General features: G+C 42.8%; 20 protein-coding genes and 1 riboswitch. Of the genes, 5 read left to right on the forward strand and 15 right to left on the reverse strand.

The window, feature by feature from the left end:
- The first annotated feature begins 53 nt into the window (after nucleotides 1-53).
- The gene (locus BLT53_RS10250; protein ID WP_090234580.1) at nucleotides 54-245 is read left to right on the forward strand and encodes a hypothetical protein; all 192 of its coding nucleotides are present in this window, start codon (nucleotides 54-56) and stop codon (nucleotides 243-245) included.
- 251 nt (nucleotides 246-496) lie between these two features.
- Entirely contained in the window at nucleotides 497-1,444 is a 948-nt protein-coding gene (locus BLT53_RS25020) for an SCO family protein (RefSeq protein ID WP_170834302.1), read from the forward strand.
- 32 nt (nucleotides 1,445-1,476) lie between these two features.
- Here the strand turns inward: BLT53_RS25020 and BLT53_RS10260 are convergent, their stop codons facing one another.
- The 6 genes from BLT53_RS10260 to BLT53_RS10285 form a co-directional block, all read right to left on the reverse strand.
- Nucleotides 1,477-2,118: a response regulator gene (locus tag BLT53_RS10260; RefSeq protein WP_090234581.1), complete on the reverse strand. Its 642-nt coding sequence runs from the start codon at nucleotides 2,116-2,118 to the stop codon at nucleotides 1,477-1,479.
- Entirely contained in the window at nucleotides 2,084-2,941 is an 858-nt protein-coding gene (locus BLT53_RS10265; protein WP_090234583.1) for a sensor histidine kinase, read from the reverse strand. Before BLT53_RS10265 ends, BLT53_RS10260 begins: the two co-directional genes overlap by 35 nt.
- A gap of 38 nt (nucleotides 2,942-2,979) precedes the next feature.
- A complete protein-coding gene (locus BLT53_RS10270; protein WP_090234584.1) occupies nucleotides 2,980-3,198 on the reverse strand; it encodes a hypothetical protein in 219 nt (72 codons plus the stop codon).
- A gap of 79 nt (nucleotides 3,199-3,277) precedes the next feature.
- Nucleotides 3,278-3,904 (reverse strand): zinc dependent phospholipase C family protein, encoded by a 627-nt coding sequence (locus BLT53_RS10275; protein WP_244520396.1) that lies wholly within the window; start codon nucleotides 3,902-3,904, stop codon nucleotides 3,278-3,280.
- A gap of 132 nt (nucleotides 3,905-4,036) precedes the next feature.
- Nucleotides 4,037-6,397 carry a heavy metal translocating P-type ATPase gene (locus BLT53_RS10280; RefSeq protein WP_244520397.1) on the reverse strand — a complete coding sequence of 787 codons (2,361 nt, stop codon included), beginning with the start codon at nucleotides 6,395-6,397 and terminating at the stop codon, nucleotides 4,037-4,039.
- 120 nt (nucleotides 6,398-6,517) lie between these two features.
- Nucleotides 6,518-6,841, reverse strand: a complete 324-nt coding sequence (locus BLT53_RS10285; RefSeq protein ID WP_090234588.1) for an ArsR/SmtB family transcription factor — start codon at nucleotides 6,839-6,841, stop codon at nucleotides 6,518-6,520.
- Between the two features lie 279 nt (nucleotides 6,842-7,120).
- On the opposite strand from BLT53_RS10285, the gene BLT53_RS10290 reads away from it, so the two are divergent.
- Complete coding sequence (locus BLT53_RS10290; protein ID WP_090234589.1) at nucleotides 7,121-8,038, forward strand: cation diffusion facilitator family transporter; 918 nt, start codon at nucleotides 7,121-7,123, stop codon at nucleotides 8,036-8,038.
- A 144-nt stretch (nucleotides 8,039-8,182) separates the two neighbouring features.
- A complete protein-coding gene (locus tag BLT53_RS24690; RefSeq protein ID WP_139168387.1) occupies nucleotides 8,183-8,398 on the forward strand; it encodes a hypothetical protein in 216 nt (71 codons plus the stop codon).
- Between the two features lie 230 nt (nucleotides 8,399-8,628).
- Here BLT53_RS24690 and BLT53_RS10305 read toward each other — a convergent pair whose 3' ends face one another.
- The 9 genes from BLT53_RS10305 to BLT53_RS10340 all read right to left on the reverse strand — a co-directional run bounded on the left by BLT53_RS10305 (nucleotide 8,629) and on the right by BLT53_RS10340 (nucleotide 17,236).
- Nucleotides 8,629-9,468, reverse strand: coding sequence for an aldo/keto reductase (locus BLT53_RS10305; protein ID WP_090234594.1), 840 nt, complete (start codon nucleotides 9,466-9,468; stop codon nucleotides 8,629-8,631).
- 426 nt (nucleotides 9,469-9,894) lie between these two features.
- The gene (locus BLT53_RS24695) at nucleotides 9,895-10,107 is read right to left on the reverse strand and encodes a hypothetical protein (protein ID WP_139168388.1); all 213 of its coding nucleotides are present in this window, start codon (nucleotides 10,105-10,107) and stop codon (nucleotides 9,895-9,897) included.
- Nucleotides 10,108-10,293: 186 nt separating this feature from the next.
- Nucleotides 10,294-11,472 carry a cystathionine beta-lyase gene (gene metC / locus BLT53_RS10310; RefSeq protein ID WP_090234595.1) on the reverse strand — a complete coding sequence of 393 codons (1,179 nt, stop codon included), beginning with the start codon at nucleotides 11,470-11,472 and terminating at the stop codon, nucleotides 10,294-10,296.
- Nucleotides 11,465-12,583: a methionine biosynthesis PLP-dependent protein gene (locus tag BLT53_RS10315; RefSeq protein ID WP_090234597.1), complete on the reverse strand. Its 1,119-nt coding sequence runs from the start codon at nucleotides 12,581-12,583 to the stop codon at nucleotides 11,465-11,467. Before BLT53_RS10315 ends, metC begins: the two co-directional genes overlap by 8 nt.
- A 79-nt stretch (nucleotides 12,584-12,662) precedes the next feature.
- A riboswitch (SAM riboswitch) is annotated at nucleotides 12,663-12,777 on the reverse strand.
- 75 nt (nucleotides 12,778-12,852) lie between these two features.
- Complete coding sequence (hxlB, locus tag BLT53_RS10320) at nucleotides 12,853-13,401, reverse strand: 6-phospho-3-hexuloisomerase (RefSeq protein ID WP_090234599.1); 549 nt, start codon at nucleotides 13,399-13,401, stop codon at nucleotides 12,853-12,855.
- The gene (gene hxlA / locus BLT53_RS10325; protein ID WP_090234600.1) at nucleotides 13,398-14,036 is read right to left on the reverse strand and encodes a 3-hexulose-6-phosphate synthase; all 639 of its coding nucleotides are present in this window, start codon (nucleotides 14,034-14,036) and stop codon (nucleotides 13,398-13,400) included. Before hxlA ends, hxlB begins: the two co-directional genes overlap by 4 nt.
- Nucleotides 14,033-15,319, reverse strand: a complete 1,287-nt coding sequence (locus BLT53_RS10330; protein ID WP_425284670.1) for an MFS transporter — start codon at nucleotides 15,317-15,319, stop codon at nucleotides 14,033-14,035. The genes hxlA and BLT53_RS10330 overlap by 4 nt, the downstream gene beginning before the upstream one ends.
- 44 nt (nucleotides 15,320-15,363) lie before the next feature.
- Nucleotides 15,364-16,134 (reverse strand): sugar phosphate isomerase/epimerase family protein, encoded by a 771-nt coding sequence (locus BLT53_RS10335; protein ID WP_090234602.1) that lies wholly within the window; start codon nucleotides 16,132-16,134, stop codon nucleotides 15,364-15,366.
- 85 nt (nucleotides 16,135-16,219) lie between these two features.
- Nucleotides 16,220-17,236, reverse strand: a complete 1,017-nt coding sequence (locus tag BLT53_RS10340) for a LacI family DNA-binding transcriptional regulator (RefSeq protein WP_090234603.1) — start codon at nucleotides 17,234-17,236, stop codon at nucleotides 16,220-16,222.
- 304 nt (nucleotides 17,237-17,540) lie between these two features.
- Here BLT53_RS10340 and BLT53_RS10345 point away from each other — a divergent pair, with 304 nt between their 5' ends.
- Entirely contained in the window at nucleotides 17,541-19,286 is a 1,746-nt protein-coding gene (locus tag BLT53_RS10345; protein ID WP_090234606.1) for an ABC transporter ATP-binding protein, read from the forward strand.
- The last annotated feature ends 4 nt before the right edge of the window (nucleotides 19,287-19,290 follow it).

Genomic DNA, 19,290 nt, shown 5'->3' on the forward strand with positions numbered 1-19,290 from the left:
ATAATTATCCATTACGATAGAACTATAATCTTGTTTACCCAAGGAGGATGCACATGTCAGACTTGCAGGTTGAAACTGGCTCTATTCTTTTGGAAGACGTTTATACTTCCAATGGAGTTCTTTTATTAAAAAAAGGCACCATTTTAAATACCACTCATGTAGAGCTGTTTCAAAAACACAATGTGGAACGTGTGAAAACCGTTCAGTTGACCAATCCCGAAGACATTCTAAATACCCTGAAGTAATTGAATCAATCGATAATATCAACATTTTTGACAGGAATCATTGTTTTGTCTGATCTGTTGCTTGTATTTAGCTTCATATCGGACCTTAAAACAGAGAGAATGAGGTTCATGTACTCTATTAGACGCGTATTTTCCCTCGGGAGAAGCGCGTTTTTTCAATGCCTTAATTTCATCCGAAAGAGGGATACACACTGACAGCCGGTTGTGAAATGATAGATTCATGTGCGTGGGAAAAAGGGGGAATAATTTTGATGAAAAGAAGGATTGCATGCCTGTTGTCTGCAGTCCTGGTCTTAGTGCTTGCCTCATGCAGCAGCCAGGATAAGCATGACGATATGAATATGAGTATGGGTAAGAGTAAGGAAGTGAAAGCCAACGATTCATTAAACTGGAAGGTAGATTCATTTACATATACCGATGAAAAGGGAAAGCCATTTTCCTTGAACCAACTAGAAGGAAAGGTTTGGCTGGCTAACTTTATATTTACCAATTGTGAAACGGTTTGCCCTCCAATGACTGCTCATATGGCCAAGCTGCAGGATATGCTGGCAAAGGAAAAGATACCTGCAGACATCGTTTCGTTCAGTGTTGATCCAAAAAGGGACAGTCCCACACAATTACGGGCATTCGGAAAGAAATTCGATAGTGATTTCACCAATTGGCACTTTTTAACCGGATACTCACAAAAGGAAATTGAAACCTTTGCCAAAAGTTCATTCAAAGCTGCGGTTTCGGCAGAGCCAACATCAGATCAGTTCATACACGGGACTTCCTTTTACCTTGTCAACTCAAAAGGGAATGTATTAAAAAGGTACGACGGGGTTCAAAATGTGCCCTTTGATCAAATCGTGAAGGATACGAAAGCGGCAGCAGACCAGGCAAGAAACGTTCAAAAAGACGAAAATGCAGAGGAAATAGAACCGGTAAAAGTAGAACTAACGATTACCGGGAAGGATACACCAACTATTAAGGCAGCCGTAAGTCAAAATGGAGAGCCGGTTAATGATGCGGATGAAGTTCTTTTTGAATTGTGGCGATCAGCCGAGAAAAGGCACAAGAAAATAGAAATAAAAGAGGCTGAAAACGGTGTCTATTCTCTGAAAACGCATAATTTAAAACCGGGAAAATACATGGTCATTTCCCATGTGACAGCACGTGGCATGCACACGATGCCGAAAAAAGAATTCATGGTACAGTAAAAAAATCAGACACGGTGTCTGATTTTTTTGCTCTATTCAATCCATCCCTTGCTGTACGCATAGCTCGTGAGCTGCACACGGTTATCAAGGTGAAGTTTATTTAATATGTTTTTCAGATGACTTTTAACAGTATGCTCCGAAATGAAGAAAGCCTGGGCAATTTCACGATTCGATTTCCCTTGAGCAACCAGCTGCAACACTTCTAATTCACGGTCAGATAAGGGTGTTGGTTTTTTCTCTTTCCGGCCATTTGTAAACTCATGCAGGATACGGGTCGCCATATTTTGGGACATGGGGGCTTCGTCAACCGCAAAGGCCCGCAAATAACTGTACCATTCATTGGCATCCAAGTTTTTCAATAAGTAGCCTTGTGCGCCTCTTTTAATCGCTTCAAAAAGGTCCGTGATTTCATCCGATACCGTCATGATTACCACCTTAACCATGGGATGCCTAAATTTAATCATTTTGGTGGCTTCCAGCCCGTCCATAACCGGCATTCGAATATCCATCAGGATGAGGTTCGGTTGTAAGGCTTCTGTCATTTCAATGGCTTCAAGGCCATTAGTCGCTTCACCTATAATCTTAAATTCATCATAATCCTCAAGCAATTCCTGAATTCCTTCCCTTGCATGCTGATGGTCATCCACCAGCAGCAGACGAATTGGCTCTCCCATTCTTTAACACTCCTTTACAAAAAGAAACACACATCTCACCATGTTCAATGGATACATCCAATAAACAGCTCATAGCAGCCGCTCTGTCCTTTAAAATTTGCAGTCCATAGCCCTGTGACGCTTCTGGCAAGGTTGTTCGTTCCGTTTGGTTTCGAATGGTCAGCAGCCATCCTTCAGGATGTTCTTCTGCCGTCATCCACACTTGTTTGGTACTTGCATGCTTAATGGCATTGATCAATGTTTCTTTTATGCAGGCGAACAGTTCGACCTTTTCTTTGGTGGAAAGCAGCGATTCGTCAATCTTCCAGTTCAGCTCTACCTGCAGTTGATGTTCCTTTTCAACTTCACTGATGTACTTCAGCAATGCTTCTGTCCAATTGAAATTGGTTTCCACAAGCGGTGACCTCAAGTTGTTGATTGCCTGCCTCGTATCTTCATGAATATGGTGCAGCGTTTGTTTCATTTTTATAAAGTGAGGATTGTGATCAAGGTTCGCCTGCCTGCCCAGCTTATTAATCTTAATGGATAAAAGGAACAACGATTGCGCCATTCCGTCGTGCAGCTCACGTGCCATTTTTGCCCGTTCCTGCAGCGCCGTTTTCTGAGACCGCTCTTCATTCAATTCAGATTGGATTTGTTCAAGCCGCTTAAACAGCTTGACCAAAAAGATTACAGTTACTCCAAAAACAATGAGGGGAGATAAAAAGTTGCCCATCTCCATTGACAGGTAAGGCATTAATAAGGTGTGCCGCAAATACTCCCAGGCACCAATCGAAAGCGTGGGCAGCATTAAAATCAACCATTTAATTTGTTTGTATGTCATCCTATCTCCACCCTGAAGAAGTATTAATTGTCTTTCCACTATCTTGCCATAAAAAAAACACGACTGTGTATCCCTATTTTGAGGGATTTGTGAAACTCATTTTCTACTAAACCGTTGGTTCCTTCTTTGTTTATTCTGCTGATAAAGTTTGCTTTATGCTGTGTAAACCATATTTCTCCTTTTTTACCGCTTGACATTCCATATGGACCCGAATCAGGACAGGGTACAGGAAATTCTTCTATTTGCATATTCTTCATTTCCATCCTCCCTAATTTGTATACCTAAACAAAAAAACTCCAAAGGAATTCTGCTGAATCCGCTTGGAGTTTGGTTATCTTATGCAGTTTTGCCAAAGTCATTCAAATAAATCTTTTCTAGAATAAATGTACAGATTGCACTGCAGACACTGATGGAATAGACCATATCCCGTTTATAATCCTTTTTTTGTTCATACTCATAAAGCAGCTCTTCAAGGAAAAACGTAACGCTTTCCTTGGAATGCTCTTTGATCTCAGGCAATGTTAAGCAGTTAATACTGTTGAGCACCCTGGCCTTTTTATCCAATGCTCTTTCATACTTTACATGGGGGATCATGGCATGCTTAAATTCCCAGCGCTGGTTATGGGGAACACAGAAGAAATCCGTAACGAAATGGCAAATTACACCCATTTCGATTTCAAGCCATCTCCGCTTTTGTTTATCCAGCAGATCGGATGCGGGAATGTCCAGCAGACCCACAATTTTATCAACAACAAATCCAAAGCTTTCTTCTATATAATGCTTTCTTTTTGCAAGTTCCGGTATGAAATCGGGTTTCATATTAGCCCAGGTAAACGTAGACTTATTTAAATCATACTGAACGCTTTCTCTGACATGTGATTGAATGTGGTGCGCCATCACTTTATGCGAATAAGCAAACAGATCAGAACAGTCCTTTCTTATTGAAGAAATAGGTTGAATCAACAATACTACATCAAGCCTGTCGAATCAATAAATTTGTAAGAAATTTAATATATCTCTATCCTATTCACATCTTAATGAAAAGGAACTGTAATAATAAACAACCTGCCAAAAATTTGGCAGGTTGTTTTTCTTTTATGCCCTTGTTTTAACATTCAATACTCTCATAGCATTTAAAACAGCAATCAGGGTTACGCCGACATCCGAGAAAACCGCTTCCCACATGGTGGCAATTCCGAATGCTCCTAATGAGAGGAATACCGCTTTTACCCCTAAAGCAAAAACAATATTTTGCCAAACGATCTTTCTTGTTCGTTTTGCAATTTTTATGGCTTCTGGGATTTTGGAAGGTTCATCTGTCATTATGACCACGTCAGCAGCTTCTATCGCCGCATCTGAACCTAATCCACCCATTGCGATTCCGATATCCGCTCTGGCTAATACAGGAGTATCATTAATGCCATCTCCCACAAATATCAGTTTTTCATTTTTGGATTTATGGCCATCCCACTTTTCAACTTGCTCCACTTTTTCATGAGGAAGCAGTTCGGCATGGACTTCATCTAACCCCAATTGATGTCCCACTCGGTCACCAACGGCTTTGGAGTCTCCAGTCAGCATCACCGTCTTTTTTATTCCAAGCTCCTTCAGCTGGGCAATAGCCGATGCTGCATCTTCTTTTACTTCGTCCGAAATAACCAGATAACCGGCATATGTCCGATTAACCGCCACATGGACAACGGTACCTTCTGACCCATGTTTCTCATATTCTATTTTTTCGTGATTCATTAATTTTTCATTTCCGGCGAACACTTCTTTTCCATCTACTGTTGCCCCAATGCCATGCCCGGAAATTTCGTTGTATTCTGCTACTTGATCGGCCTGAATCTCTTTACCAAAGGCTGAACGTATCGAAACGGAAATGGGATGATTGGAATGGGCTTCTGCCATGGCAGCATAATAAAGCAATTCATCCTCTGAAAATCCATTATCCGTGTGAATACGTGTTACATCAAAGACACCTTTTGTCAGCGTCCCTGTTTTATCAAACAGAACATATTTCACATCATTCAACGCTTCAAGATAATTGCTTCCTTTAATAAGAATGCCCGCTTTTGAAGCTCCTCCCACCCCGCCAAAAAAGCTGAGGGGAATGGAAACAACAAGCGCACAAGGACAGGAAATGACCAAAAAGACCAAGGCCCTGTAAATCCATTCTGCAAATGATGCACTCTGAATAAGAAGCGGAGGCACAAACGCCAAAACAGCAGCTGTAATGACCACAACAGGAGTATAGTACCTCGCAAATTTTGTAATAAAGTTTTCAGTCGGTGCTTTTTTGCTGCTTGCATTTTGAACGAGATCCAAAATTTTGGATACGGTGGAGTCATCAAATTCCTTGGTTACTTCTACAGTAAGCACGCCGTTTTTGTTGATCGTACCGCTTAACAGGTCACTGCCAGGTTTCACTTTCCTGGGAATGGATTCGCCGGTTAACGCCGAAGTATCCACCATGGATTCTCCCTCAATGATTTTGCCGTCTAAAGGAACCTTTTCTCCAGGTTTGATAATAATAATGTCACTGATTCGCACGTCTTCAGGCGATACACGCTCTGTCCCGCTCCCCACTTTACGATTGGCATGGTCCGGCCGGATGTCCATTAAGGCACGTATTGATTTACGAGACCGGTTGACCGCTAAGCTCTGGAACCATTCCCCCACTTGGTAAAAGAGCATGACTGCTACTCCTTCGGGGAACTGTCCAACTGCAAATGCACCCACTGTCGCAAGTGTCATTAGAAAGTTCTCGTCAAATACCTGCCCCCGAACTACATTTCGGGCAGCTATAAGCAGAATATCCCCACCTACAATTAAGTAGGCGGCAAGAAAAAGGGAAAACTCCAACCAATGATTGAGAGGCGCAAACGCAGCAAATGCCGTTAAGACGGCTCCCAAACCAATCCGCGTTAACATCGCTGCGTTTTTAGTTCCATCATTTTCTAATGGCTCACTATTAATGTGGCGGGGTTGCTGTGTCACCTTTACACCAGGTTCAAGGCGCTTTACGATTTCCACAAGTTTAGCTGACAGATCATTTTCCGTTGTGGCAGGATCCGTTTTTATACGTATGGTTTTGGAAACGAAGTCCATACTTGCAAAACTTACACCTGGCAGGCCGGCTGCTTCATACTCTATTTTTGCTGCACAGTTGGCACAGTCCAGGCCTTCCAAATAGAAACTCACAGCAGAATTCCGCCTTGTTTTTTGCTTTTCAAGTACTTTTATATGCGGCTCAATCGATTGAATCAATTCTATTGTATTTTCAATTATGGGGATGTCCTTCCCCTGTTCGGTTTCCATTCTTAATGTTTTGGTTACAAAATTTACGCTGCAGGATGATACCCCTTCAAGTTCCCGAACGCCATCCTCGATCTTAGAGGCACAATGTGCACAATCCAGACCATCCAATAAAAACTCTCTTTGTTGATCAGTCACCAGGTTTACTCCTCTCTGGCCGCGAATCTTTTCATCTATGCATACATGAGCAGTAACTCATATATAAATCATTATATGTACGCACCACAAAAAGTGTCAACGCAACTTATAAATACAAAATCAATCGTGGCATGCATGATGAATCGCTTGATTTAACAACGTGATCACATGATCATCATCAATCGAATAAAACAGGGTCGTTCCTGCTCTTCTGAATTTAACAAGGCGAAGATTTTTTAAAAAACGCAGTTGATGAGAAACCGTAGATTGTAACAGTGAAAGCTTTTCAGCAATTTCATTTACCGATGATTCTTTATGTGATAAAAGGTGAAGAATTCGGATTCGGGTCGGATCGGACAGCGCTTTGAAGGTTTGAGATGCGACAAAAAGAGTTTCTTCATCCAAATGTTCACTTTCAATAATTGCTTTTTCGTGTTCATCCATTTAATATCAACTCCTTACCACTAAAGCATATATGAATAATTACTCATATTTTAAACGATGGTTATATTTCTGTAAATGCTGCAATAGTGTTCTCTTTTCTTTAACTATAATGAATGATTTACGCTTCTATTCCGTATTTCATTAGAATAATTTCGGGTAGAAATAGAAAGGCAGGGAAAAGTATACAAAATAATGGAAAAATCATTGCACGGCGAAGGACATTCTTATACAATATATATGAGCATATATTCATATATAGTTAAAAAGGAGTGAGCATTTATGGCGCATACTCACAGCCACGGTGAATCTTATGGGCATCATCATGGAACAAACAATAAAAGAGCATTGAAATGGGCGTTTTTTCTTATTACAGCCTACATGCTCGTGGAAATTGCCGGTGGCATTATTACCAACAGTTTGGCTTTATTATCTGACGCAGGACATATGTTAAGTGATGCGGCAGCTCTTGGATTAAGTTACCTGGCATTGACTTATGGCCAAAAATCTTCCTCACAATCCAAAACATATGGTTATCGCCGCTTTGAAATTTTAGCTGCCTTTATCAATGGCATTGCTCTGTTAGCGATCGCCCTTTATATCTTGTGGGAATCCTATCAGCGCATCTTAAATCCCCCTTCAGTCATTAGTAAAGGGATGCTCATTATTTCGATCATTGGTTTGATTGTAAACATTGTCGCTGCCTACATCTTAATGAAAGGCGACAAGGATGAAAATCTCAATGTAAAAAGTGCTTTTTTGCACGTACTTGGGGATATGCTCGGATCTGTTGGCGCAATCGCCGCTGCCCTTCTCATCATGTTTTTCAATTGGAATCTGGCAGATCCCATCGCAAGTATTATTGTTGCTATTCTGGTTCTTATCAGCGGGTGGAGGGTAACCAAAGAGTCTGTTCATATTTTAATGGAAGGCACTCCTCAAAATGTGAACTTTTTAGAGATTAAACAGGCTTTGCTTTCCATCCCTGAGGTAAAACAAGTCCATGATCTTCATGTATGGTCGATCTCTTCGGATTTTCCTGCCTTAAGCTGCCACCTCGTGGCGGAAGCAGAGGAACATCAGCAAACATTGCTTAAAAAGGCGAATCAGCTGCTGAAGGAACAATTTCATATTGAGCACACAACCATTCAGATTGATCTTTCGGATACTGATTGCACAATGAATCATTCCTGCGAGTAAATGAGGAGGGCTCAATGGAAAATGTAAAACATGCTCTGAAACATATCTACTGGATTGGCCATTCACCATGCGCAGGAAAATCAAAGGTAGCACGGATACTTACAGAAGACTACGGCTTTCATTATTATAAAAGTGATGACGCCTATGATGATCATATGGAAAGAAGCACAGGTACAAGAAGCGATCGATTTTTATCATGAACAGTTTTCACTTGTTCTTGAAGATCTTATGTCTTTACCCAGTGAAAAGCCCCTCCTTGTGGAAAGGTGCTGTGCTTTTAATCAGAAACGTGAAGCCATTGCTTTACACTACCAGAAACTATCTGCTGTTTCCCACTCGGGAATTTCAGGTGACTCATGAATCCATCCTCGATCAGAGTGAAGACCCGGAGAATACATTTTTTCATTGGATGTAAAAAGGATTTTTTGTTTTCACAAGAGATGAAAAAAGAAGCGGATCGGCTGAATCTAAGTACGATTACCACTGATGGGACATTCACAATCGAGCAAACACTCGAACGTGTGAAAAGACACTTTAAGCTAAATAAACACCAAAAAGGATGACCGTTGAACGGTCATCCTTTACACGTTTTATTCAAAACCAACTGTCATGCTGTCCGGATGAGAACCGGCCCGGCTATCCTGGTTCAGCCCATCGATACGCTCGATGTCCTCACTGCTTAATTCAAAATCGAACACATCGGCATTTTCAATAATACGATGCTCTTTTGTTGATTTTGGAATGGTTACCACCTCATTTTGGAGATCCCACCGCAAAATCACCTGTGCTACCGTTTTATTGTGCTTATCCGCAATCTCTTTCAATGTAGGATCTTCGAGCAGCTGTCCTTGTTTAAGCGGTGACCAGGCTTCCAATTGGATTTCATTTTTTTTGCAGAACGCATGTAGCTCTTTTTGGGTAAGATGGGGATGGTATTCCACTTGGTTGACCATTGGTTTAATTTCACAGGAACTCATCAAGTCCTCTAAATGGTGAACCTGGAAGTTACTTACTCCGATGGCTCGGATTTTCCCGTCATTGTACAGTTTCTCAAACGCTCTCCACGTCTCTTTATACTTGTCTTTTCCAGGCCAGTGAATGAGGTAGAGGTCCAGATATTCCAGACCGAGCTTTTCCATGCTTGTTTCGAATGCTTTTAGTGTAGATTCGTATCCTTGCTCACTATTCCATAGCTTTGTTGTGATAAATAAGTCTTCACGGGAAACTCCGGATTCTCTGATCGCCTGCCCTACTCCCTCTTCGTTCCCGTAAATCGCTGCCGTATCAATACTGATGTATCCGTTTTTTATCGCAGCTTTTACAGATTCAATCACTTCTTCTCCCTCTTTTACTTTGAAAACCCCCAACCCAAAGCGCGGCATTTTGACGCCATTATGTAGTGTTGTTGTATCTTTTAAACTGGTTGCCATTTTTTATTCCTCCTCTTGTAATAATTGCTTGCTCTAAAAAGAACATACCACTTTTTCTCTAATCTTAATACAATATCCTCCTGCTTCTTTGTACAAAAGGCCATTTTACAAAATAATTTTCATGCCGTATGATTAAGACAAAAGCATAAAAGAGGTAGAGTACAGTCAAATGTCCAATCACTGGAACGAGCTCTCACACTATTAAACAAACTTTCCGAGTATCCGGAAGGTATTCAAATCCCGTTTATCCGAACAGGTGGGGTTAACCAAAAGTACGATTCACCGGCTGCTGACTCTCTGCAGTATGAATTATGTGGTCACTTTCATACTGTAATTTCCAGATGTTATCCTAAAAAATGTGTGAGTAGATATATTTGTTACCACAAAAACCTCCCGCGTCCTAACTTTCTAGGAATCTGGGAGGTTTTAAAAGATGGCAGAAACATACTTGCAATCAAATGTAAGGTTTCTCCCCTCTTCCAGGGAAGCTGTCATGCAGTTCGTCACTGAATTATACGATATAAACGACAACCTCACCGGAACGGGTGAGCCCCGGAAGACAAAAAAGTGAGTATCCCCGGCTTGAACGTTTTGCAGGAAATCCTCCGCACAAAAGGGCCGGTAGGATGAATCCTTCATGCTGTTCTCCCTTTCTGTATGTTTGTCTGTTTATTTTATGTACAAATACTTAAAATGGTATAGACACCTCACATACAAAAAGAGGAATTCCACAATAGGAATCCCTTACTGACTAAAAGTCTTTATTTTAATAGATCCGGATGGAAACCATCCATGAAAGTGCAAAGCAAACAAGAGAAAAGGCGTTTATCTTGCCAGTGTGTGTATGGTGCTTTGCGCTAAGGCAAATTCAAAATCCGCAATTAAATCTTCGGGATCCTCCAATCCTGCGGAAAACCGGAAAAGAGTGTTAGTGATCTCTCTCTTCTTTCTTTCCGCTTCCGGCATAGCGGCGTGTGACATTTTTGCCGGATACGATAAAATTGACTCAACCGCTCCAAGACTCACCGCCAAAACGGGGATCTGAAGATGGGAAGTAAACGGCCGGACGAGCTGTTCGCTTTCCAGTTCAAATGAGAAGACAGCACCCGGCCCCTCTGCCTGGCTCCGCTGGATAAAGCAGCCTGGATGCTCCTTCAATCCAGGGTAATGGACTTTTTTAATCAGCGGGTGTCCGTTTAAATAGTCTGCAAGTTTCCCTGCTGCTTCCGCAGAATGACGGAGACGTACGAATAATGTTTTCAGCCCTCTCATTAAAAGCCAGCAATCCTGCACGCCCAGCACGGCACCAAACGAGTTCTGCAAAAAGTAAAGGCGCTCAGCCAGCTCTTCATCTTTCACCACGGCAAGACCTGCAACCACATCACTATGCCCGGCAAGGAATTTGGTAGCACTGTGAAGAACAATGTCAGCACCGAGTGACAACGGCTGCTGAAGAGCCGGTGTTAAAAACGTATTGTCCACAAAAGTTAACGCACCATTCTCTTTCGCCAATTCGCTGACTGCACGAATATCGGTCACTTTTAACAGTGGATTGGAAGGCGTTTCAATATAAAAGGCTTTTGTATTGGGCTGGATCGCCCTTTCAACGGCATCAAGGTCTGTCATATCAACAAAGGTGTGGGTAATCCCCAGTCTTGAAAGCACCTGTGTGACCATTCGAAACGTACCGCCATACACATCCTCTGATATGATCATATGATCTCCTTGAGATAAAAGAAGAAATGACGTGGAGATCGCTGCCATGCCCGATGCAAACGCAAAGCCTCTGCAACCGCCTTCGAGCTCCGAGATTTGCTGTTCGAGTGCTTCTCTTGTCGGATTGGCAGACCGTGCATAATCATATTTTCCAAACTGATCGATATCCTCCTGATGAAACGTCGAGGACAAATGCATGGGCACACTTACCGCTCCGGTAGCCGGATCGGTTTTATGTTTATGATGCAGCAATTTGGTTTGAAAGGTATGACAGTTATGGTCACTCATAAATTACAGCCTCCTTCTGGACTATGTCCAGCGCTTGTTTTAAGTCGTTAATCAAATCATTTTCGTCTTCAATGCCAACAGATAAACGCAAAAGCCGATTGCAAACTCCGCGTGCTGTACGGATTTCTTCAGGAATGTCCGCATGTGTTTGGGTCGCGGGATAAGTTACCAGACTTTCGACCCCGCCAAGGCTTTCGGCAAATGTGATCAGCTTCACAGACTTCAAAAAACGGGGAACCCATTCTTCTTTTTTCAGCCGGAAAGAGATCATGCCTCCCCTTCCCGGATAAAGGACATCATCTACACCATCATGATTCTGCAGAAATTGAATCAACGCCAATGCGTTTTCTTCGTGTTTTTTCATTCGAAGGGCCAATGTTTTCATTCCGCGCATCAAAAGCCAGGCATCAAACGGGCTTAATACTGCTCCTGAGGCATTGTGTTGGTACGAGAGCTCCTGGCACAATTCCTCTCCTTTGGCCGCAATCAGGCCAGCAAGCACATCATTGTGTCCTCCGAGGTATTTTGTTGCACTGTGGATCACAATATCTGCTCCGAGCTCAATCGGCCTTTGAAGCAAAGGGGTGTAAAAGGTATTATCAACGATAACGAGCAACCCATGTTTCTTGGCGAGACGAGCAACAGCTCCAATATCACATACTTCCATGAGCGGGTTGGTCGGCGTCTCGAGGAAGATGGCTTTTGTTTTATCGGTGATGGCCTGTTCAATTTCGGCAACGTCAGCCGTGTTTACGTATTTACTGGATAGTCCCCATTTTTTATACCCTTCTTCGAGCAGACGGTAGGTACCGCCGTACAAATCACTGGATACAATCCATTCATCACCCGATTGAAAGATGGAGAGGATGGCCGCAATGGCCGCCATCCCCGAGCTACAGGCAAACCCGGCGTCGGCTCCTTCCAGATCGGCTATCGCTTTTTCAAGCACCTCACGTGTCGGGTTGCCTGTTCGAATATAATCGTAACCACTTGATTCTCCAATTCCGGTATGGCGGTATGCTGTAGAAAAATAAACGGGCGGATTAACCGTTCCCGTGCGGTCTTCACTTCGGTTTCCAATTTGAGCTAATTTTGTTTCTGTTTTATACATAGTAGCCTCCTAAGTAAAAGAAAAAATAAAAAAAGCCTTCTTAAGAAGAAGACTTTTGAATACCATCAAATTGTCGTTCTTCTTATCTCCCAAGTTCATCACCGAACTTGCTGGACTTAGCACCTTTTCAGCAGAAATCACTGAAGGTTGCTGAGGTTTCATCGGGCCATTCCCTCTACCTCTCTTGATAAGAAAATCTAATCCGTATCAAATTGTAGTTCCTAGTGTACCGCAATTATCTGAATGTTTCAAGCTTTCTTTTTATATTTTTATTCCGTGTTGCTGTGCCTGGCAAGAACCTCTTCATGGCTTACCGTCCCCTGTGTGCTGCTTCTCAGGCAAACTGCATCGCAAAACACATGAAGGCACTGATCAAAAAGGGAACTGAGGGGCTGTATACTTTCGGCTTCATTCTCTCCCCTTTTCTTTGTAGCTGCGGGGAGGACAAAACATGTATCAGCCACTTGTGCCAGAGAAGAATCCTCATTTGCTGTAATGCATACGACTTTGGAGCCTGCCAACTTTGACCGCTCTGCCTGATGGATCACGGATTGTGTGGATCCGGAACCCGAAATGGCGATAAGACAATTCCCCTTGGCTACCGAGGGAGTTACTGTCTCACCAATGACATGGACGTTATAGCCCAAGTGCATCAGGCGCATGGCAAATGCTTTTGCCATAAATCCCGACCTTCCTTCGCCAGCTACAAAGATTCTCGTTGTGTTTTGGAGTTCTGAATAAAAACGCTCAATCTCTTCTTCTCTAATCTTCTTAATAACTCCTTGCATCTCTTTTACAATTACATTGAGTTCGTTCATACATTTTCTCCTGTCCGAATTGTTTTCCAAACTGTATACATTTGTTTGGCTGCTTCCTGGATATTCGCAGCTTTTGTGATGGCGGACCCGACAACAATAATCTCCGGATTTTTTTCTGCAGCCATTGGGAGAGAGGATAAAGCAATCCCGCCGGCAAGGGCCAGTCGGTCGACAGGAAGCCTATCCTTAGTCTGTTTCTCCATTGTTTTGTTGTCTGACTCCTGCTCATCTTTGCTGACATGTTCGCAAAATACCGCGGACGTATATCTTAGCAGCCTTAGCCGTTGCTCCAAAGTAACATTTAGCAGATCAATCATTACTTCTTTTCCATTTTCCTTGGCAACCTTCAAACAGGTTTCGATCGTAACGAGGGGAGCCGCCCCCATGACAGTGGCCATGTCGGCTCCTGCTTCAAAGGCGATGGAAAATTCATAGGCTGCATTATCAAAGGTCTTCATATCCGCCAGCACCGGTTTTAATGGAAACTCTTTTTTAATCTCAGAAATGCTCTCAACACCATATTCCTTAATTAGTGACGTACCGACTTCGATAAGATCTACATATTGCTCTGCCTTTTTTGCCGTTTCAATTGCCTCAGGAATCGTCATCCTGTCCAAGGCCAGCTGAATCTTCATTGAGAAACAACCTCCATTCTCTTTTTCGCTTCTTTTGCAGCCGGGGCTTTAACAGCCATGGTAAGCAATACGGATACAAAAAGTGCGGCTGCCATGAATACGAAGGAAGCTGATGGCCCTCCGGTAACGCCGTTTAAATATCCAACAATGTAGGATCCAACAAAAGAACCGAGCGCACCCATGCTGTTGATGAGCGCCATCGCTCCCCCAGCCACGTTTCGCGGAAGGATTTCAGGAATGATCGCAAAAAATGGTCCGTAGGGTGCGTACATGGCTCCGCCTGCTATGACAAGTAGTGTATACGAAAGCCAAAAATTGCTGGAACCGATAAAATAGGACCCAAAAAAGGCAATTGAACCAATCAGCAGTGATGTCCATACAAATGTTTTACGGTTCAGTGTTTTATCCGAGTAATAGGATAGGACAAGCATGCCGACCACAGCCACAACATAAGGAACCGAAGAGAGCCATCCTGTTGAAACAATGTCCAGGTTTGAGGCCTTTTTAATAATGGACGGAAGCCACATAACAAATCCATAGACCCCTATGCTCCAGGCAAAGTATTGAAGGCTCAGCAGAATCACAGCTTTGGATTTAAACGCTTCCCGGTAATTCTTGACCGGCTTCAACGAAGACTGTTCTTTATTAAATTCATTCTCGAGACCCTGCTTTTCCTTATCGGTAAGCCATAATGCATTTTTCGGACGATCGTTGACCATCTTCAGCCAGATAAATGCCCACAATATTGCTGGGACTCCTTCCAAAATAAACATCCATCTCCAACTGAAAGAGTTTAATAGATAACCGGATAAAACAGACATCCATAATACGGTAGCTGGATTACCGAGGATTAAGAAAGTATTTGCTCTTGACCGTTCTTCTTTTAAAAACCAATGACTCAAAAATACAAGCATGGCTGGCATTACAGCGCTTTCAACAACTCCTAAAAGAAAACGGATCGGATACAGCCAGCCCACATGGGTTGCCATGCCTGTTGCTGTCGCAAGGCCGCCCCATAAAATCAGGCTCCAAAAGATCAACTTTTTGGCACTGTGCTTTTCTGCATAGTGAGCACCCGGAACCTGAAAGAAAAAGTACCCTAGAAAAAAGAGAGATGCCAAGAAGGAAGAAACTCCTGCTGTAATGTTCAATTCATCTCCCATGCCTCCTGCCACACCGAACCCATAATTTGCCCGGTCCAGATAGGCGAGACTGTACGTAATAAAAGCTAAGGGAATCAAACGGCGAAACCGTTTTTTTGAAGCAATAGAATCCATCATCATTAAAACGCTCCTTTTTCTATCATTTATAAAACTTCGTGCGCATTCTATTTCACTTGTTCCTGCCAGTATTTCACCCTCTCTTTTCGCAGATTTGCTACATGCTGAGATGCGTTTATGACATTTATGGGATACTCAATTGCCAAGGGAACTTCTTCTGGAATCTGACTAATGATCCAATCGATCTTATCAGGAAGCTCAGGAAAAACCGGGACTGTTCTCAATCCTCCTTTGTCATCGATTACGTGTTTGATATGAACGTATCGAATAAATGTTTTCAACCGTTCATACATAGCAAGCGGATCCTCTCCTACATACTTTGGATTGCCCACATCAAAGGTAAACCCGGCAGGAATCTCTTGTGAACGGCAGTCCAGAAAAAAAGTCTCCAGAAATTCTGTTCGTCCACCATAAGTGGTCTGATCGTTTTCGATAGTAAAAGTCAGTTTTGGAAACTGCAGCAAAAGAGCATTTAAATGGGAAAGTTCCTCCTTCATTCCGAAATAGTGACCAAGCGGCATTTTCAACAGCCATGCCCCTACTGCTTCCGCTTCCTGAAAAAGACCGAATAGGGGATCGATATTTAACTTTCCATTTTCTTCAAACAACGGCTGCGGCGAGGAAAAAACAATGTCCAGATTCAGTTCCTTTAATCTTTCTCCTGCATCGTTCAACACGATCCCGAGAGAAAGCATCTCCCTGCGCACCTCCACACCATCCGCCTTAGCCTCTGCCAAACTCTCTGCTATTTTGTCAAACTCCCGCGCACCCAACTCCGTATTCCCGAATGCGTTTTGTGTACAATAAATGTGATTCATTAACCCCGCTCCTTTGAATGCGCTTACTTTATAATGGTACCGGTACCATTTTACCGTTGAAAAAGGGGTCTAGCGATTAGACCTCTTATTTCTCTGGTGTGGAATTCCTTTTTATCAACTTTCCTTTATACATGAAGGAATGGGAGGTTGTCCGTTCTCCTCTGATTCGTTCAAGGACCATTTTCATCGCGCTTACCCCAATTTCAAATGTAGGCTGCTCAATGCAGGTAATTCCTCCAAATACAACAGGTGCCCAATCTGGATTATCAAATGTGAGGAGTGAAAGTTCATCCGGCACAGAAATGTTCATGGTATTGAGTTCATTTGCAATTTTTAGCATTAAAAGTGCATTTACTGTAAAGATGGCTTTGGATTGCCCCTTGGCATCTTCGAGAAATGAAACCAGCTTATTTCTAAACCGGCATCCATCATCTGTGGAAACAATATAGACATCATCAGAGCTTTTGTGATTGCTCTTTTTCAGAACGTCCTGAAAAAACTGATACCTCTCATGCCTTGTACTAATTTCCTGAAACGGTTCACTAAAAAACGCGATACGTTCATAATTTCGCTGAAGAAGAAATCCCAGAGAATCCTCTGTTGCCTGCCGGTTATCCAAGCCTACAAAATCCATATCCAGTTCAGGAATATTTCGATCCAGCAGTACAACCGGAATGGAATCATCTTTCATTTCCAGTAAGGAAGAGTTATTCCCACCCGTTGTATGAATAATTAGCCCATCGATCCGGTGAGACTGCAGCATATGAATAAAACGTTTCTCCTTCTCTGGATCGTTATCGGAATTGCAGATCATAAGACTGTAACCATTTTTCGCGGAGATCTCTTCAGCACCTCTTAAAATAGCTGTACTATATGGATTGCGGATATCTGCAATGATGACGCCAATGAGGTAGCTTTTTCTTCCTTTCAAACCTCTTGCAGCCGTACTGGGCCGGTAATCCAATTCCTGAACAGCAGCTTCTATTTTCTTTTTTGTTTTATCGGCAAGTTCATCCAGCCGCCCGCCTAAATAACGTGACACCGACGTTTTTGAAACTCCCGCCCGTTTCGCTACATCATAAATGGTTATCTTTTGGGCCATTACCCCACCTTACTTTCAGTTAAATCTTCCTTGGAACCGGTTCCATTTTAAAAAAGTTTACCATATGCTGTGAGGATGTCAACAAGCAAAAAGAATTTTTTTAATTTTCTTTTTCCTTATGTTTTACTTAAAAGAAATCGTTTACAATAAACACAACGATTAACAAGGAGGCTGTTCCAATGAGAAACGTAAGAAATGTCCATCGCCAACCAACATATAAGGGTGATACACCTTCTTAAGAAGTGGGTGAACAGTGTGCCCCCCTTATATGTGTGTCTTTGAATCACTCATAAAGGGGTAAATCATGCGATTTCCAATCAAAAGATTTCTTTCTTATTATAAACCTTACCTGTGTTTGTTTCTTTCCGTCTTGTTTTGCGCGCTGATCACGTCTTCCATTGCGCTCGTCTATCCGCTTCTTGTCCGGTACATAACGAAAGACGTGCTGGCCGATCAAGGGGCTTTGGACATCCAAAACGTTTATTGGACGGGTGGCCTGATGATTGTTTTGACCGTGCTTCAGAATGCCGGGAACTATTTTGTGGACTACAAAGGCCATGAGGTTGGCGCCCGTATGGAACGTGATTTACGAAGTGAACTATTCGCGCATATGCAAAAGCTTTCCTTTAGTTTTTTTGATCATGAGAAAACCGGAAAGCTCATGTCACGGATTACAAATGATCTGCTTTCGCTTTCTGAACTGTATCATCACGGTCCGGAGGATTATATGAAATACATGGTGCGCTTTGTGGGTGCCTTTGTCATTTTATTTGTAATTAATCCTTCATTGACGATGGCCGTTTTTTGCTTCTTGCCGGTGCTCGGCATCTTTTCGCTGTTCTTCAATAAGATATTAAACCGCGCCTTAACCAAAAACAAAGAGCGGATCAGCGATGTTCATGCCCGTGTTGAGGATAGCCTGGGGGGAATTCGCGTCGTTAAATCGTTTGCGAATGAAAACATTGAGATCCATAAATTCAATGGTGAAAACAATCGATTTCTAGACAGCCGAAAGAACATTTATCGGGCAGAAGCCATCTTTTTCAACGGCGTTGAAACGTTCATTCAAATGATTACTCTAACCGTGATTATCTATGGAAGTTCAAAAATCGTGCATCATACGCTTGACCTTGCTGATTTGATTACCTTTCTTCTCTATGTTAATTACTTGGTTGAACCGATAAAGCAGATGACCCACATGAGCACACAGCTTCAGGAGGGGCTTACCGGTTTTGCGCGTTTTATGGAAATTATGAATACGAAGCCAGCGATTGAAGATGACAGTCATGCGGTAACTCCTTCATCAATTCAAGGAAAAATAGAATTCAAACAGATCGGCTTTCATTATGAGAAACATTTGGATCCTGTCATCTCCAATCTGTCACTTACTGTTCAGCCGGGAGAGTATGTGGCACTTGTTGGCCCCTCCGGTGCCGGAAAGACGACATTGTGCTCCCTCATTCCCCGCTTTTATGAGGTGACATCAGGAGAATTGCTCATCGACGGAATCGACGTCCGCCATTTTGAACAAAAAGGGCTGCGAAAACATATTGGAATCGTGCAGCAGGATGTTTATCTTTTTGACGGTTCTGTCCGTGAAAACATCAGCTACGGAAATCCGGAGGCAAGCGATGCCCAAATTATTGAAGCAGCACGCCAGGCCAATGCCCATGATTTTATCATGAGCCTTCCAAACGGCTACGATTCCGAAATCGGGCAACGTGGAGTAAGGCTGTCCGGCGGGCAAAAGCAGCGGTTAAGCATTGCTCGTGTATTTTTAAAAGACCCGGCGATTTTGATTTTCGATGAAGCAACCAGCTCGCTGGATAATGAGAGTGAAAGCATCGTCAAAGCGTCCCTTGACCGGCTGGCGAAGGGAAGAACGACCATCGTTATTGCCCACCGCCTCTCAACGATCCGCAACGCAGAGCGCATTATTGTCCTGAACCAAAAAGGCATTTCGGAGCAGGGAACACACCGGTCATTACTAGAAAAAAATGGAGAGTACTCCCGCTTGTATTTCAGGGAGTTTTCCTCCGAGTCAGGTTGATAAA

The organism is Fictibacillus solisalsi (genome assembly GCF_900103485.1).
In the GTDB taxonomy this organism is placed as follows: domain Bacteria; phylum Bacillota; class Bacilli; order Bacillales; family Fictibacillaceae; genus Fictibacillus_C; species Fictibacillus_C solisalsi.

Excerpts from the sequence above, each read along its gene's own strand:
- BLT53_RS10250 (WP_090234580.1), top strand. The coding sequence starts at position 54 with ATGTCAGACTTGCAGGTTGAAACTGGCTCTATTCTTTTGGAAGACGTT.
- BLT53_RS25020 (WP_170834302.1), top strand. The coding sequence starts at position 497 with ATGAAAAGAAGGATTGCATGCCTGTTGTCTGCAGTCCTGGTCTTAGTG.
- BLT53_RS10260 (WP_090234581.1), bottom strand. The coding sequence starts at position 2,118 with ATGGGAGAGCCAATTCGTCTGCTGCTGGTGGATGACCATCAGCATGCA.
- BLT53_RS10265 (WP_090234583.1), bottom strand. The coding sequence starts at position 2,941 with ATGACATACAAACAAATTAAATGGTTGATTTTAATGCTGCCCACGCTT.
- BLT53_RS10270 (WP_090234584.1), bottom strand. The coding sequence starts at position 3,198 with ATGAAGAATATGCAAATAGAAGAATTTCCTGTACCCTGTCCTGATTCG.
- BLT53_RS10285 (WP_090234588.1), bottom strand. The coding sequence starts at position 6,841 with ATGGATGAACACGAAAAAGCAATTATTGAAAGTGAACATTTGGATGAA.
- BLT53_RS10290 (WP_090234589.1), top strand. The coding sequence starts at position 7,121 with ATGGCGCATACTCACAGCCACGGTGAATCTTATGGGCATCATCATGGA.
- BLT53_RS24690 (WP_139168387.1), top strand. The coding sequence starts at position 8,183 with ATGATGATCATATGGAAAGAAGCACAGGTACAAGAAGCGATCGATTTT.
- BLT53_RS10305 (WP_090234594.1), bottom strand. The coding sequence starts at position 9,468 with ATGGCAACCAGTTTAAAAGATACAACAACACTACATAATGGCGTCAAA.
- BLT53_RS24695 (WP_139168388.1), bottom strand. The coding sequence starts at position 10,107 with ATGAAGGATTCATCCTACCGGCCCTTTTGTGCGGAGGATTTCCTGCAA.
- metC (WP_090234595.1), bottom strand. The coding sequence starts at position 11,472 with ATGAGTGACCATAACTGTCATACCTTTCAAACCAAATTGCTGCATCAT.
- BLT53_RS10315 (WP_090234597.1), bottom strand. The coding sequence starts at position 12,583 with ATGTATAAAACAGAAACAAAATTAGCTCAAATTGGAAACCGAAGTGAA.
- hxlB (WP_090234599.1), bottom strand. The coding sequence starts at position 13,401 with ATGAACGAACTCAATGTAATTGTAAAAGAGATGCAAGGAGTTATTAAG.
- hxlA (WP_090234600.1), bottom strand. The coding sequence starts at position 14,036 with ATGAAGATTCAGCTGGCCTTGGACAGGATGACGATTCCTGAGGCAATT.
- BLT53_RS10330 (WP_425284670.1), bottom strand. The coding sequence starts at position 15,319 with ATGATGATGGATTCTATTGCTTCAAAAAAACGGTTTCGCCGTTTGATT.
- BLT53_RS10335 (WP_090234602.1), bottom strand. The coding sequence starts at position 16,134 with ATGAATCACATTTATTGTACACAAAACGCATTCGGGAATACGGAGTTG.
- BLT53_RS10340 (WP_090234603.1), bottom strand. The coding sequence starts at position 17,236 with ATGGCCCAAAAGATAACCATTTATGATGTAGCGAAACGGGCGGGAGTT.
- BLT53_RS10345 (WP_090234606.1), top strand. The coding sequence starts at position 17,541 with ATGCGATTTCCAATCAAAAGATTTCTTTCTTATTATAAACCTTACCTG.